This is a genomic window from Parafrankia elaeagni (assembly GCF_000374165.1).
Lineage (GTDB): Bacteria > Actinomycetota > Actinomycetes > Frankiales > Frankiaceae > Parafrankia > Parafrankia elaeagni.
In genome coordinates, this window is record NZ_KB893716.1 from 1 (window position 1) to 12,753 (window position 12,753).

General features: G+C 71.5%; 13 protein-coding genes and 1 pseudogene. 13 read left to right on the forward strand and 1 reads right to left on the reverse strand.

Translation table 11 applies throughout. The features are described from left to right. Nucleotides 1-4: 4 nt before the first annotated feature. On the reverse strand, nucleotides 5-817 hold the full coding sequence (locus B207_RS36800; RefSeq protein WP_018635919.1) for a transposase family protein: 813 nt from the start codon (nucleotides 815-817) through the stop codon (nucleotides 5-7). A 250-nt stretch (nucleotides 818-1,067) separates the two neighbouring features. On the opposite strand from B207_RS36800, the pseudogene B207_RS33365 reads away from it, so the two are divergent. From B207_RS33365 to mftR, 13 genes and pseudogenes are all read left to right on the forward strand, one after another. Then, nucleotides 1,068-1,484: pseudogene (locus B207_RS33365) on the forward strand (DNA-binding response regulator); the annotation flags it as partial. Next, complete coding sequence (locus tag B207_RS38170; RefSeq protein ID WP_230204954.1) at nucleotides 1,481-3,205, forward strand: sensor histidine kinase; 1,725 nt, start codon at nucleotides 1,481-1,483, stop codon at nucleotides 3,203-3,205. The pseudogene B207_RS33365 and the gene B207_RS38170, both read left to right, overlap by 4 nt. Next, a complete protein-coding gene (locus B207_RS41275; RefSeq protein ID WP_230204955.1) occupies nucleotides 3,144-4,142 on the forward strand; it encodes a TolB family protein in 999 nt (332 codons plus the stop codon). The genes B207_RS38170 and B207_RS41275 overlap by 62 nt, the downstream gene beginning before the upstream one ends. A 21-nt stretch (nucleotides 4,143-4,163) precedes the next feature. Further along, entirely contained in the window at nucleotides 4,164-4,679 is a 516-nt protein-coding gene (locus B207_RS41280) for a hypothetical protein (RefSeq protein ID WP_018636426.1), read from the forward strand. Nucleotides 4,680-4,844: 165 nt separating this feature from the next. Beyond that, a complete protein-coding gene (locus B207_RS0110205; protein ID WP_018636427.1) occupies nucleotides 4,845-5,660 on the forward strand; it encodes a mycofactocin-coupled SDR family oxidoreductase in 816 nt (271 codons plus the stop codon). A 138-nt stretch (nucleotides 5,661-5,798) separates the two neighbouring features. Further along, nucleotides 5,799-6,026: a mycofactocin precursor MftA gene (gene mftA, locus B207_RS33380; RefSeq protein WP_018636428.1), complete on the forward strand. Its 228-nt coding sequence runs from the start codon at nucleotides 5,799-5,801 to the stop codon at nucleotides 6,024-6,026. Nucleotides 6,027-6,033: 7 nt separating this feature from the next. After that, nucleotides 6,034-6,348, forward strand: coding sequence for a mycofactocin biosynthesis chaperone MftB (mftB, locus tag B207_RS0110215; protein ID WP_018636429.1), 315 nt, complete (start codon nucleotides 6,034-6,036; stop codon nucleotides 6,346-6,348). Continuing rightward, nucleotides 6,345-7,670, forward strand: a complete 1,326-nt coding sequence (mftC, locus tag B207_RS0110220) for a mycofactocin radical SAM maturase (RefSeq protein WP_018636430.1) — start codon at nucleotides 6,345-6,347, stop codon at nucleotides 7,668-7,670. The genes mftB and mftC overlap by 4 nt, the downstream gene beginning before the upstream one ends. A gap of 49 nt (nucleotides 7,671-7,719) precedes the next feature. Next, nucleotides 7,720-8,925, forward strand: coding sequence for a pre-mycofactocin synthase MftD (gene mftD / locus B207_RS0110225; RefSeq protein ID WP_026310907.1), 1,206 nt, complete (start codon nucleotides 7,720-7,722; stop codon nucleotides 8,923-8,925). Next, a complete protein-coding gene (gene mftE / locus B207_RS0110230; RefSeq protein ID WP_026310908.1) occupies nucleotides 8,922-9,722 on the forward strand; it encodes a mycofactocin biosynthesis peptidyl-dipeptidase MftE in 801 nt (266 codons plus the stop codon). Before mftD ends, mftE begins: the two co-directional genes overlap by 4 nt. Next, nucleotides 9,719-10,537, forward strand: coding sequence for a mycofactocin-coupled SDR family oxidoreductase (locus tag B207_RS0110235; RefSeq protein WP_018636433.1), 819 nt, complete (start codon nucleotides 9,719-9,721; stop codon nucleotides 10,535-10,537). Before mftE ends, B207_RS0110235 begins: the two co-directional genes overlap by 4 nt. Continuing rightward, nucleotides 10,534-12,045, forward strand: a complete 1,512-nt coding sequence (gene mftF, locus B207_RS0110240) for a mycofactocin biosynthesis glycosyltransferase MftF (RefSeq protein ID WP_018636434.1) — start codon at nucleotides 10,534-10,536, stop codon at nucleotides 12,043-12,045. The genes B207_RS0110235 and mftF overlap by 4 nt, the downstream gene beginning before the upstream one ends. Before the next feature lie 39 nt (nucleotides 12,046-12,084). Continuing rightward, nucleotides 12,085-12,687 (forward strand): mycofactocin system transcriptional regulator, encoded by a 603-nt coding sequence (mftR, locus tag B207_RS0110245; RefSeq protein ID WP_018636435.1) that lies wholly within the window; start codon nucleotides 12,085-12,087, stop codon nucleotides 12,685-12,687. The last annotated feature ends 66 nt before the right edge of the window (nucleotides 12,688-12,753 follow it).

Consider the following 12,753-nt stretch of genomic DNA (forward strand, 5'->3'; position numbering starts at 1 on the left):
GAAGTTATTCAGAAACTCTCTTGATCCTCTCGAAGCTCAGTATTCGTTCGGATTGCTGTTCGTTGATTTTCTGGAGGCCGACGGCAGCCTGGACGTCGGCATCGATGCGACCGAGTTCGCTGCGGTGGCGGGTGGTGAGGATCCGCCAGTTCTTCGTGTGGGCGACTCCCCATTCGGCGGCGACCCGGACGGACGCGAACGCGGTGTTGAGCTGCTTCTGCCAGCCGGGCAGGGGTGTTCCGGGCTTCTTTTTCAGCGGGGTGTGGAGGGTGGGTTCGCCTTCGTAGCCGAGGTCGGTCAGGCAGCCACCGGAACGGTGTACCACCCGTGTCCAGCCGGCTTCACGGAAGCAGTGCACATCATGCCAGCTTCCCGGGAAGGCACGGCTGGCTCCGAGGAGCCGCCCGTGCAGGTCGACGGCGAGTTGGACGTTGACGCCGTGGCGGCGGTGCTTGCCGGACAGAAGATCGTCGCGATGGTGCCAGGCGAACGTCGGGATCAGAGTCCCGTCGATCAGGCAGACCAGGCCCTTGACCTGCCGGGACAGGGCCTCGGTGGTGGTGCCGAGAGCGTCGGAGAGGAAGGTGACCATGATCTGGTGGTAGGTCCAGGCGGTACTGATCCCGATCCCGAAGTCCTCCGCGAGTTCCTGGTAGGTGGCGTTGCGCCGCAGCCGGCACAGGGCCAGCCGCAGAGCACCGACCAGATCGAGACCGCGGGGACGGCCCTGGGCACGATGCCAGTCGGGGAAGTGTCTCTCGGCCATCGCGACGACGACGTCGGCGGCTTTCAGGCTCAGCCCGGGAAGTCGATACACTGGGAGCACCCTCTTCGTGGTCGATGTGTTTTCTTTGGTAAGACTCACATGCCACGAAGGGGGCCTCTCATGCCGGTACCGGGCGCGAGCTCCAGAAATCCTGGACGGAACGCGTAAGGATTTCCGGTTCGTTGCCGCCAGGGGGTTTCTGTCCGGGTTGCCCGTTTCCTGTTCCGGCGGAATTTTGGGCAGGGTCTGATCGAACCAGCTGATTATCGCATGCGAAACCGACTATTCCGAGTTTCGGAAAAACTCCAACGTCTCCGAACGGGTGGAAGGGCTGATGCTCGGGGCGGACGACTATCTCCCGAAGCCCTTCGACATGCGGGAGCTGGTGGCACGGCTGCGGGCCCTCGGCCGGCGAACCCAGCGCGCGGCGCCGCCGGTGCTGCGATGGCGGGACATCGTGTTGGACGCGAGCCACCGAACGGCCCTGCGCGGCGACCGCGACCTCCGTCTCACCAACCGCGAGTTCGCGCTGCTCGAAACGCTGATGCTCGCGGACGGAGCCGTCCTCAGCGCGGAGCAGCTCATGGAGAGTGTGTGGGACGACCGGCTAGATCCGTTCAGCAACGCGGTCCGCGTCACCGTGCTGACCCTGCGCCGTAAACTTGGCGATCCGCCGGCCATCATGAACATTCCCTCCGCCGGATACCGTCTGAAATGAAGATCAGAACTCGGATCACCGCTATGATCTCCGCCGCGCTGGTCGTCGCCGGATCATCAACCCTGGTAGTCGACACGATCGCGCTCAGGCATGTCGAGTACCCGTCCGTCTACTCCCTCAACAGCGCGCTGCTGGATGAGCTGAGCATTTCGCAGTCAACCGTGGTCCAGCACATTCGGCAGCATCCGGAGGAGCTTTTCGCCTCGCAGTTCGCCGAACAACCGCTGCCGGATGGCAGGACGGTCGGCGAGGTGGCGCGCACCATCCAGCAACGCCCCATGGACGATGCACTCGCGAGCGCGCGGCGCTGGTCGTTCGTCGGTCTGGCCGCCGTGCTCGTGGGGGCGGTGGGAGCCGCCTGGGTGTTGGCGGGAAGCATCCTTCGGCCGATCCGGAGGATGACCGTCCGCGCACGATCGGCGTCCGTGTCGGACCTCGGGACGCGTGTGTCGGCCGGTGGTCCGAACGACGAGATCAGGGAACTCGCCGACACCTTCGACTCGATGCTCGATCGGCTCGCCCTGGCGTTCGACGCACAGCGCCGCTTCGCCTCCCAGGTCGCGCACGAGCTTCGCACGCCGCTGGCCACCACCCGGACCGAGATCGCGATGCTGCTCGACGACACGACCGACCGTGACACCGTCCGCCGGCTGGAGGCGGTCCGCGACGCCGTCGACCGCGGTGAGCGCCTCGTGGCGCGGCTGCTCGTGCTCTCCCGCGTCGACCTGCGCGCGCTCGAGAAGTCGAGGTTCGCGCTCGACGAGCTTGTCGGCAACGTCCTGGGCCGGGTCGTCGAGGGGCCGGCGTTCGCCAGGCTGCGCGTCGACGTGGACCTGCGGACCACCGAGGTCGCCTGCGACCGCGCGCTGGTGGAGAGCCTCGTGCAGAACCTGCTGGACAACAGTGCCCGGCACAACCGGGCGGCCGACGGGTGGGTACGGGTCGAGGTCGCACCCGACCCGGAGAGCGGCACAGCACGGCTGGTCGTCGCCAACTCGGTCGCCGCCCCGACCGAATCCTTCAGCCGGCCGCCCGGCCAGGACGCCGGCCCTGCGCCCTCCCCTCCCGGCGGGGCCAGCGGGCCCGGCGAGGCCGACAGCGACGCCCCCAGCAGGCCCGGGACAGGGCTGTCGATCGTGAACGCGGTGCTGCGTGCCCATGGCGGCGCCATCGCATGGACCCGCTGCCCCGGCGAGGTCACGGCCCACATCACGATTCCCGCCGTGCGGGCAACGGAGGTCGCAGTGGTTACTCGGCTGCCTGGCCGCGGTCCTGGTGGCGGTTCCGGCGTGTTCGGACTCGCAACCGGACAGGCCGGCCGACACCGGGAGGCCGGCCGGCGGGGTTCCCGCACCGCCGGCGCCGGAGCCGATCTCCGTCCGGGAGCTGCCACTGCCGCCGGTCGCACCCGGCACCGATCCGGGTGCGTGCACGGCTGCCGCCAACCCGCGCCGCACAGGATGCATCAGCAGGAGCGAGGGCTTCCAGTCGGGCGGCTACCTGCCGGACGGCGCTTATGTCACAGCCCGGGTCTCCTTCGCCGGCGCACCCGCCGCGCCCGACCCCGCGAGCATCTACAGCGGCGATCAGTTGATCATCGTGCGGACCGACGGGAGGACCTTCCCCAACGGGGACGCCTGGAAGTGCGTGACCTGCGGGGTGCCTGCGGCGAACGCGGTCGGCACCAACGAGGCGAAGGACTACCCCCAGCCGTTCCGTGACGGGAAGCGGGTGCTCCTCGGCACCAACATCGTCGACTGCGGGGACCATCAGCTCACCGACGAGGCCTGTACCCCGGCCGAGACGCACATCTATCCCATCCGGTGGAACAACACCGCCGACGACTCCGGCAAGGGCGGGAGCCTCCGCGAGCTCCGGATCCATCCGGACGACGTCCACCTGGGCTTCAGCAGCTTCACCATCGGGAACGGGCGGTTCGGCCAGTTCTCCTATCTCGGGCGTCTGGAGTTCAACCCGACGCCGGCCACCGGCACCCCCACGGGCCCGCGTTACGACGTGGTCGCCGTGAGCCGGTTGTTCGACCCGGCCGACACCCAGCCGATGTCCGTCGACCCGAAGGACCCGGCCCGGCTGGTCTACGAACGCGAGGCGCTGTCCGTCGGTGAGCTGCGCGGTTTCAGCGCGGACGGCCGGGAGGTCACCTACATCGGGTATCCCGAGGAGTCGTCCAACATCGACGTGTTCGCCGCCGATCTGAGCACGGGCAAGGTCCGCCGGCTGACCTCGAATCCGGAGTACGTCGACCCGATCGACCTCTCCCCCGACGGCGCGTGGAGCGTGGCCATGGACACCCGCGGCTCCGACCGCCAGATGTTCGTGGCCGGGATGCGCGGTATCCCGCCGATCACGGACATGATCACCACCAGTGCGACCTCGTCGACCCGCAACAACGGGCCGCGGCGGTTCTTCCAACCGATTCTCATCGACAGTTTCGGCGACCGCGGCGACTACCAGGGCCAGCGGATCAACGCCGCCGGCGACGGCAGCCCGGGCAGCGTCAACGACCCGAACTGGAACGGCATGGCCGATCCGAAGTGGTCACCTGACGGCACCGGCATCGTCTACTGGCAGGCACTGGCCATCCCGCCCGCCTGCGGCGGGGAGAACCCGCTGCGGTGCGAGACGTCCACCGCGTAGGGCGGCCGGACCTACCGCCTGATGATCGCCGAGCTGACCAGCCGGACACCCGCCCCGGCGCCGACGGTCGCGCCGATCTCGGACGACGTCCCGTGGGGGGTGGAGTACGAGCCGGGCAGCGCGATCCCGGCCCGGCCGCACGTGCCGGCGGGGACGTACACGCTGGCCGGTGGCAGCGGCGGCTCGGCGACGGTGGTGGTCACCGAGAGCTCCGACCGGATCGCGGTCGAAACCGTCGTCGTCACCTACACGGACTTCACCGACGACGGCGTCAGCACCCTGAACGGCACCGAGAAGGTGACGGTAACCATCCCAGCGCTGACCACCTCCAAGGTCGACTGGTACTCCGACCTCACCCAGACCGTCCGCGCCGCGGACGGGTCCACGACGACGAACACGAAGACGAAGACGAAGACGACGAGTCCGGACGGATTCCACCTCACCATCGACGTCCTGACCAACATCTTCGACGCCACCGGCACGCTCACGACCACCCTCGACGGCAGGGCCTACCGGCAGCCGGCGAACCGGACGTAGCGACCGGACTTCCGCGACGTGACATGCCCAAATCATTGAACTAGTGTTCAAACACCAGCGTACTGGGACGCTTCCCCCTTCCGGCAGTGGCCGGGGGAGGCGGTCACGGCGTGGGGGGCGGTGATGCGCTCCTCCCGCATCACGGGCACCAGCCGAGGAGATCCAGTGGGAAAGCTTGACGGCAAGATCGCGTTCATCACCGGGGCGGCTCGCGGCCAGGGCCGCAGCCACGCGATCCGTTTAGCCCAGGAGGGCGCGGACATCATCGCGGTCGACATCTGCGCCCAGATTGCCTCGGTGCCCTACCCGATGTCCACCCCGGAGGACCTGGCGCAGACCGTGAAGGAGGTGGAGAGCCTGGGCCGGCGGATCGTCGCCAGGCAGGCCGACGTCCGCGACCTCCCCGCCCTGCAGCAGGTCTTCGACGACGGCACCGCCGAGCTGGGGCCGGTCGACATCGTCCTGGCGAACGCCGGCATCGGGCCCGGCGGAATGGCCACGGAGGACGACCAGTGGGCCGACGTCATCAGCGTCAACCTCACCGGCGTCTGGAACACCGGCCGGGTGGCGATCCCGTCGATGGTCGAGCGCAACCAGGGCGGTGCGATCGTGCTGACCAGCTCCACGGGCGGCCTGATCGGTGTGGGCCTTCCCTCCGCGGGATTCCAGGGCTACACCGCCGCCAAGCACGGCGTCGTCGGGCTGATGCGGTCGTGGGCCAACTACCTGGCCCCGTACAGCATCCGGGTCAACAGCGTCGCCCCGACCACGGTGAAGACACCCATGGCCGCCAACGGAGACCTGTCGGTCATCACGGCGGGGTCGCCGGAGCTCGCCCGGGTGCTGGCCAACGCGATGCCGGTCGACGCGGTTGATCCGGTCGACGTCTCCAACGCCATCCTGTGGCTGGTGTCGGAGGACGCCCGGTACGTCACCGGCACGGTCGTCCCGGTGGACGCCGGTCAGCTGAACAAGCGCTGACCCGCGCGGAGGGGCCCGTACCGGCGGCACAGACCGCTGGTACGGGCTCGCCGCAGCGCGGGGACCGACAGCGGCGTCGAGGGGTCACCGACCGAGTTCGTCGCGACCTAACACTTTATTTTGGCGCTCGGTGCCAATATGGTGATTCGCACGGTCCCCGGCTTCCCGACCGCGGCGGCCACGACGTCCGCGGCGGCGGGAGACGACGAAGGAGACATCGTGCAGACACCGATCACACCCGCGGTCGCAGGGCAGTCCGGCGGGGCCACCGACCTCGGGATCGATGACACGACCGCGCAGGCTCCGCTCGAGGAGGACGCGCTGATCGAGGAGGTCTCGATCGACGGCATGTGCGGCGTCTACTGACACCGCCGTGCTGCCGGGCGCTGCCGCCGACCAGGTGGACACGATCCTCGACGAGGCGTGGGAGCTGTCACGGGTGGTGGCCCTGCGCCCCGAGCCGTTCGGGGCACTCGCCTACCACTTCGACAACCGCCGACTGATCTTTCTCAAACGCCCGGAACTGGTCGAGGTCGTGCGCGGTCTGGGCGCCGCGCCGGACGTGCGGACCGCGCTGACCAGGGCGGGTGTACCCGCGGGCCAGTGGGCCGCCTACGCCCGCGCGCTGCGCGGCCTCGCCGACGCCGATGTGATCCGTCATCGCGAGACCCCGGGAGAGGCCCGATGACCACCCTGACCGACGCTCCGGCGGGCGGGACGTCCAGTCCCGCCGCCGTCTCCCTGGTGCAGCGGTTCGAGCGCGGACTGGACGCGCCGATCTGTCTGACCTGGGAGCTGACCTACGCCTGCAACCTGTCGTGTGTGCACTGCCTGTCGTCCTCCGGTCGTCGTGACCCACGCGAGCTGAGCACCGCGCAGTGCGAGGCGATCATCGACGAGCTCCAGGCGATGCAGGTCTTCTACGTCAACATCGGCGGCGGGGAACCGACCGTCCGCCCGGATTTCTGGCACCTGCTGCAGTACGCGGTCGACCGCCATGTGGGCGTGAAGTTCTCCACGAACGGCGTGCGCCTCGACCGGGCGCGGGCCCGGCAGCTGGCCCGCACCGACTACGTGGACGTCCAGGTGTCGCTGGACGGCGCCACCGCGGAGGTCAACGACCGGGTGCGGGGCCGGGGATCGTTCGCGATGGCCCTGCGGGCGCTGGACAACCTGGCCGAGGCCGGGTTCCGGGACGCGAAGGTGTCCGTCGTGGTGACCCGGGAGAACGCCGGCCAGCTCGACCAGTTCCAGCGCATCGCCGACGACCACGGTGCGACGCTGCGGCTCACCCGGCTGCGCCCCTCCGGGCGCGGGGCGGACGTCTGGGACGAGCTGCACCCGACCGCGCGGCAGCAGCGGGACCTCTACGACTGGCTGGTGGGGGCGGGCGAGAAGGTCCTGACCGGGGACTCCTTCTTCCACCTGGCCGGCTTCGGCGAGAAGCTGCCCGGCCTGAACCTGTGCGGGGCGGGGCGGGTGGTCTGCCTCATCGACCCGGTGGGTGACGTCTACGCCTGCCCGTTCACCATTCACGAGACCTTCCGGGCCGGCAACGTCGTCGCCGACGGCGGCTTCGCCCCGGTGTGGCGCACCAGCGAGCTGTTCCGGGAGCTGCGCGAGCCGCAGAGCGGCGGTGCCTGCGCGTCCTGCGGGTTCTACGACTCCTGCCGGGGCGGCTGTATGGCGGCCAAGTTCTTCACCGGCCTGCCGCTGGACGGCCCGGACCCGGAGTGTGTGCAGGGCTACGGGCAGCAGGCCCTGGCCGATCCCGGGCGCACCGTGCCGGCGGCGGACCACGACCACTCGCACCGCACCGGCCGCAGGGCGCGGTCCGCCGGCGAGCCGGTACTGCTCCAGATCGGCCCCCCGCCGACCGCGGGGGCGGCTGCGCCGATGGCGGGGGCGGCTGCGCCGATGGCGGGGGCGGCTGCGCCGATGGCAGTGATGGCACCGCCGGTCCCGGCGTGCGCCGAGAACCCGTTGGCGGGCTTCACACCCACGGGCTGAGACGTGATCGGACGCGGCTGCTCCCACAGCGGAGCGCCGCGAGAGGTGGATGATGAGCAACTCATGGTTCGAGTCGGTCGCCGAGGCACAGCGCCGGGCCCGCCGACGGCTGCCGACGTCGGTGTACAGCGCGTTGCTGGCCGGCTCGGAGGCCGGTGTGTCCTACCGGGACAACACCGGGGCGTTCGAGGAGCTCGGCTTCGCCCCGCATGTGGCGGGGCTGTCGCCCAAGCGTGACCTGCAGACCACGGTGCTGGGTCAGCCGATCTCCCTGCCGGTGGTCATCTCGCCGACCGGGGTCCAGGCGGTGCACCCCGACGGCGAGGTGGCGGTCGCCCGGGCGGCTGCCGCCCGCGGCACGGCGATGGGCCTGTCCTCCTTCGCCAGCAAGCCGATCGACCAGGTCATCGCGGCCAATCCACAGACCTTCTTCCAGATCTACTGGATGGGCTCCCGGGACTGGATGATCCGGCGGATGGAGCACGCCCGCCAGGCCGGCGCGGTCGGCCTGATCGTCACGCTGGACTGGTCCTTCTCCCACAGCCGGGACTGGGGCAGCCCGTGGATCCCCGAACGGCTCGACCTGAGAACCATGGCCAGGCTGGCGCCGCAGGGCATCACCCGGCCGCGCTGGCTGTTCGAGTACCTGCGCACCGGGCACCTGCCCGACCTGAGCGTGCCGAACCTGGCCGAACCCGGCGAGCAGGCCCCGGTCTTCTTCGGCGCGTACGGCGAGTGGATGCAGACACCGCCGGCGAGCTGGGAGGACATCGCCTGGCTGCGGGAGCAGTGGGACGGGCCGTTCATGCTCAAGGGCATCTCCCGGGTCGACGACGCCCGCCGCGCGGTCGACGCCGGGGTCAGCGCGATCTCGGTCTCCAACCACGGCGGCAACAACCTCGACGGCACCCCCGCCCCGATCCGGGCCCTGCCGGCCGTCGTGGGCGCGGTCGGCACCGAGATCGAAGTGCTCATGGACGGCGGGATCCGCCGGGGCAGTGACGTCGTGAAGGCACTCGCCCTCGGGGCGCGGGCGGTCATGATCGGCCGCGCGTACCTGTGGGGGCTGGCCGCCGGCGGGCAGGCCGGCGTCGAGAACGTCCTGGACGTCCTGCGCAACGGGATCGATTCGACGCTGCTGGCGCTCGGGCGTTCCTCGGTCCACGAGCTGACCCCGGACGACGTCCTGGTGCCCGCGGGCTTCACGCGGACGCTCGGCTCGCTCGGCTCGCTCGGCTCCGCGGCCGGGCGATGACAGCCAGGCCACCGGCGCCCCCGGGTCTGGCGGAACGCCCCTGGCCGCTCGTCCCCCGCAGGCCGCTGCTCCTCGTCCCGGTGGGGGCCGTCGAGCAGCACGGGCCCCACCTGCCGCTGGCCACCGACACCACGCTCGCCGTCGCGGTGACCGAGGGCGCGGCGCAGCGTCTGCACGACCGGCGTCCCGACGAACCGGTACTGGTCGCGCCCGCGATCGCGTACACGGCCAGCGGGGAACACCAGTCGTTCCCGGGCACGATCTCCATCGGTGGCCAGGCCCTGCACCTGATGCTGGTGGAACTGGTCCGTTCCGCGGCCACGTGGTGCGGACGGGTCGTGTTCGTCAACGCGCACGGCGGCAACCTGCGTTACCTCTCCGCGGCCGTCGCCCAGCTGCGCCGCGAGCAGCACGACGTCGCGTGGGTGCCGTGCGGAACCGGAACCGGAACAGGAACCGGGGCCGGGGCCGGCACAGGAACCGGGGCCGGCGACGCGCACGCGGGGTTCACCGAGACCTCGCTGATGCTGCATCTGGCTCCGCACCAGGTGGACATGACCAGGGCGGCCGCGGGCAACACCGCGGGCCTCCCCGAGCTGCTGCCGGCCATCAGGACGGGCGGGGTGGCCGCCGTCTCGCCGTCCGGGGTGCTCGGCGACCCCACCGCCGCCACCGCCCGCGACGGGGAACGCCTCCTGGATCGCATGATCACAGAGGTCTGCGAACTGGTGCACGGCGGGGCCGTCGACACCGACGGCCGTCTCCGCGCGCCCCTGCCCGCGGCGGCGCCGGTATGAGCCCGCCGGTCGAGCCGGGCCGCGTCGCGCTGGTGACCGGGGCGGCCCGCGGGATCGGCGCGGCGACCGTCCGCGTGCTGTGCCGGCAGGGGTACCGCGTCGTCGCCGTCGACAGCTGTGCGGGGGAGGCCGCGGAGGCGGACCTGCCGGGTGTCGCGTACCCGCTGGCCGACAAGGACCAGTTACAGGCGCTGTGCGACGACCATCCCGGCCAGGTGGTCGCGGTCGTGGCCGACGTGCGCGACCGTGCGGCGATCGATACCGCCGCGGCCACCGCGGTCGAGCGCTTCGGCCGGCTGGACGCCGCCGTGGCCGCGGCGGCCGTCATCGTCGGGGGCCGCCCGCTCTGGGAGACACCGGCCGCCCACCTGCAGACGCTGTGGGACGTCGACGTCGCGGGCGTCTGGAACACCGCCGCGGCCACCGTGCCCCTCATGCTCGGCGGCCCGGACCCCGCCGGCTGCCGGTTCGTCGCCGTCGCCTCGGCCGCCGGCGCACGCGGCCTGTTCCACCTGACCGCCTACTGCACGGCCAAGCACGCCGTGGTCGGCCTGGTGCGGGGCCTGGCAGCGGACCTCGTCAACACCGGCGTCACCGCCGTGGCCGTCGCCCCCGGCTCGACCCGCACCTCGATGCTGGACGCCACGGCGTCGCTGTACGAGCTGGCGGACGTCGAGACCTTCGCCTCCTCCCAGCTCACCGGCAGGCTGATCGAGCCGGCCGAGATCGCCGAGACCATCGCCTTCTGCTGCTCCCCCGCCGGGGGCGTCCTGACCGGCTCCGTGGTCAGTGCCGAGGGCGGCTTCCGCGGATGAGCCCCCACCAGCCTCCCGGCCCCACCGTCGGACACGGATCCACCGTCGGACACGGCCTCGTCGTCGAGCTCGGCCGCGACGTCCGCGTGTACGACGGCGGCCGGACGCTGGTCGGCGGCGCACCGCCGCGGCTGCTGCGGCTGCGGGAAAGAGCCGCGCAGCGCCTGGTCGACCGCCAGGTCCACGTGGTCGACGACCTGTCCGCGAAGCTCGCCGACCGACTGCTCGCCTGCGGTGCCGCCACCCCGGTGCTGAGCGCGCTGCCACCGGCCGACCCGTCCCAGCTGACGGTGGTGGTTCCCGTCCACGATCGCGAGCGGGCCCTGGACCGGCTGCTGGCAGGCCTCGGCGGCGGCCTGCGGGTGGTCGTCGTCGACGACCACTCGCGCGACCCCGCGGCCATCGCCCGGGTGGCGGTACGGCACGGCGCCGAGGTGGTGGCGCTCCCCCACAACCGTGGCCCGGCCGGTGCCCGCAACGCGGGGCTGGCGGCGGTCGCCACCCCGCTCGTCGCCTTCGTGGACTCCGACGTCGTCGTCGCCGCGGACAGCCTCGTGCTGCTGGCGCGGCACCTCCACCTCCCCCGCGTCGCCGCTGTCACGCCCCGGATCCTGGGTCTTCCCACCACCGGGAGACCCAACTGGATCTCCCGCTACGAGAACGCCCGCTCGTCACTCGACGCCGGCCCGGACGCCGCGCTGGTGCACCCGCACTCCCGCGTCGGCTGGGTTCCCGGTGCCTGCCTGGTGGCCCGGGTCGACGCCCTCGGCGACGGCTTCACCGACAGCATGCGCGTCGCCGAGGATGTCGACCTGGTCTGGCGACTGGTCGCGCAGGAACGGCAGGTCCGGTACGAGCCCGCCGTCACCGCCTGGCACGACCACCGGACCCGGCCAGCAGCCTGGCTGAACCGCAAGGCCTTCTACGGGACGGGCGCGCAGCAGCTGGCCCGCCGGCACGGCGCCGCCGTGGCACCCGCGGTGCTCACTCCCCTGGCCGGTGTCACGGCCGCGGTGCTGCTGGCTCAGCGGCGGTGGTCGGTCCCCGCGGCTCTCACGCTGGTCGCGGTGATGTGTGCCCGGCTCACCCGCGTGCTGCCCCGCGACGGTGACCGCGCGCGGCTGACCGCCGACCTCGCCGGCCGCGGTCTGGCCGCCACCGCCAGCCAGACCAGCGCGCTCCTGCTCCGCCACTGGTGGCCGCTGAGCCTCCCCGGCGCCCTGGTCTCCCGCCGCCTGCGCCGTGCGGTCCTGACCGCGGCGGTCCTCGACGGCCTCCTCGACTACCACCGGTCCGCTCCCGCGCTGGACCCGGCGCGCTTCGTCCTGGCCCGCCGCCTCGACGACCTCGCCTACGGCGCGGGCCTGTGGGCCGGCGCGCTCAGAGGCCGCTCGCCCCGCCCCCTGCTCCCCTCGTCCCCGCCGCGCCGCGACCGGGCGCCGGCACGCCGCGACCGGCGACCGGGACGTGACGGGAACGCTCCCGCGAGGGGAGGCACCGGACCCTGACAGCCCGCCGCCCGGCCGGGTCAGTAGATTTCGAGGTCTATGGCCGACCTGCCGAGGCGCCCGAAGGGCCGCCCACCCGTCACCGATCACGGCGCGATCGAGCGGGCGGCATTCGCCGCTTTCGCCGAACGCGGCTTCGACGCCACCACCCTGGATGCGATAGCCCAGGCCGCCGGTATCGGAAGGAGGACCCTACTCAGGTACTACCCGTCCAAGAATGATATTCCGTGGGGCCGGTTCGACGAGAGTCTCGCCGGGCTTCAGGCCTCCCTGGAGGCGATGCCGCATGACATCCCGGTGTTCGAAGCGGTACACCGGGCGGTGCTCGCGTTCAACCTGTTCCCGACCGAGGCCATTGCCCAGCACCGGCAGCGAATGATCCTGCTGCTCAGGACGCCCGCCCTGCAGGCGCATTCGGCGCTGAAATACCGGCAGTGGCGTGAGGTCATAGCCTCCTACGTCGCTGCGCGGCACGCCGTGGACCCCGGCGACCTGCTGCCGCGTACGGTGGGCCAGGTAACACTGGCGCTGGCTCTCTCCGCCTACGAGCAGTGGCTCGACCACGAGGACGGAACGATCGGAGATTTTCTCGACGAGGCACTGTCCGGGCTTCGGCTGTACTTCGCCGACCAGCGTCCCTGACGCGTGTACGTACGGGCGGGCCATCGATAGGCGGTACGCGGATCATATGCTGACGCCCGTGCGGAT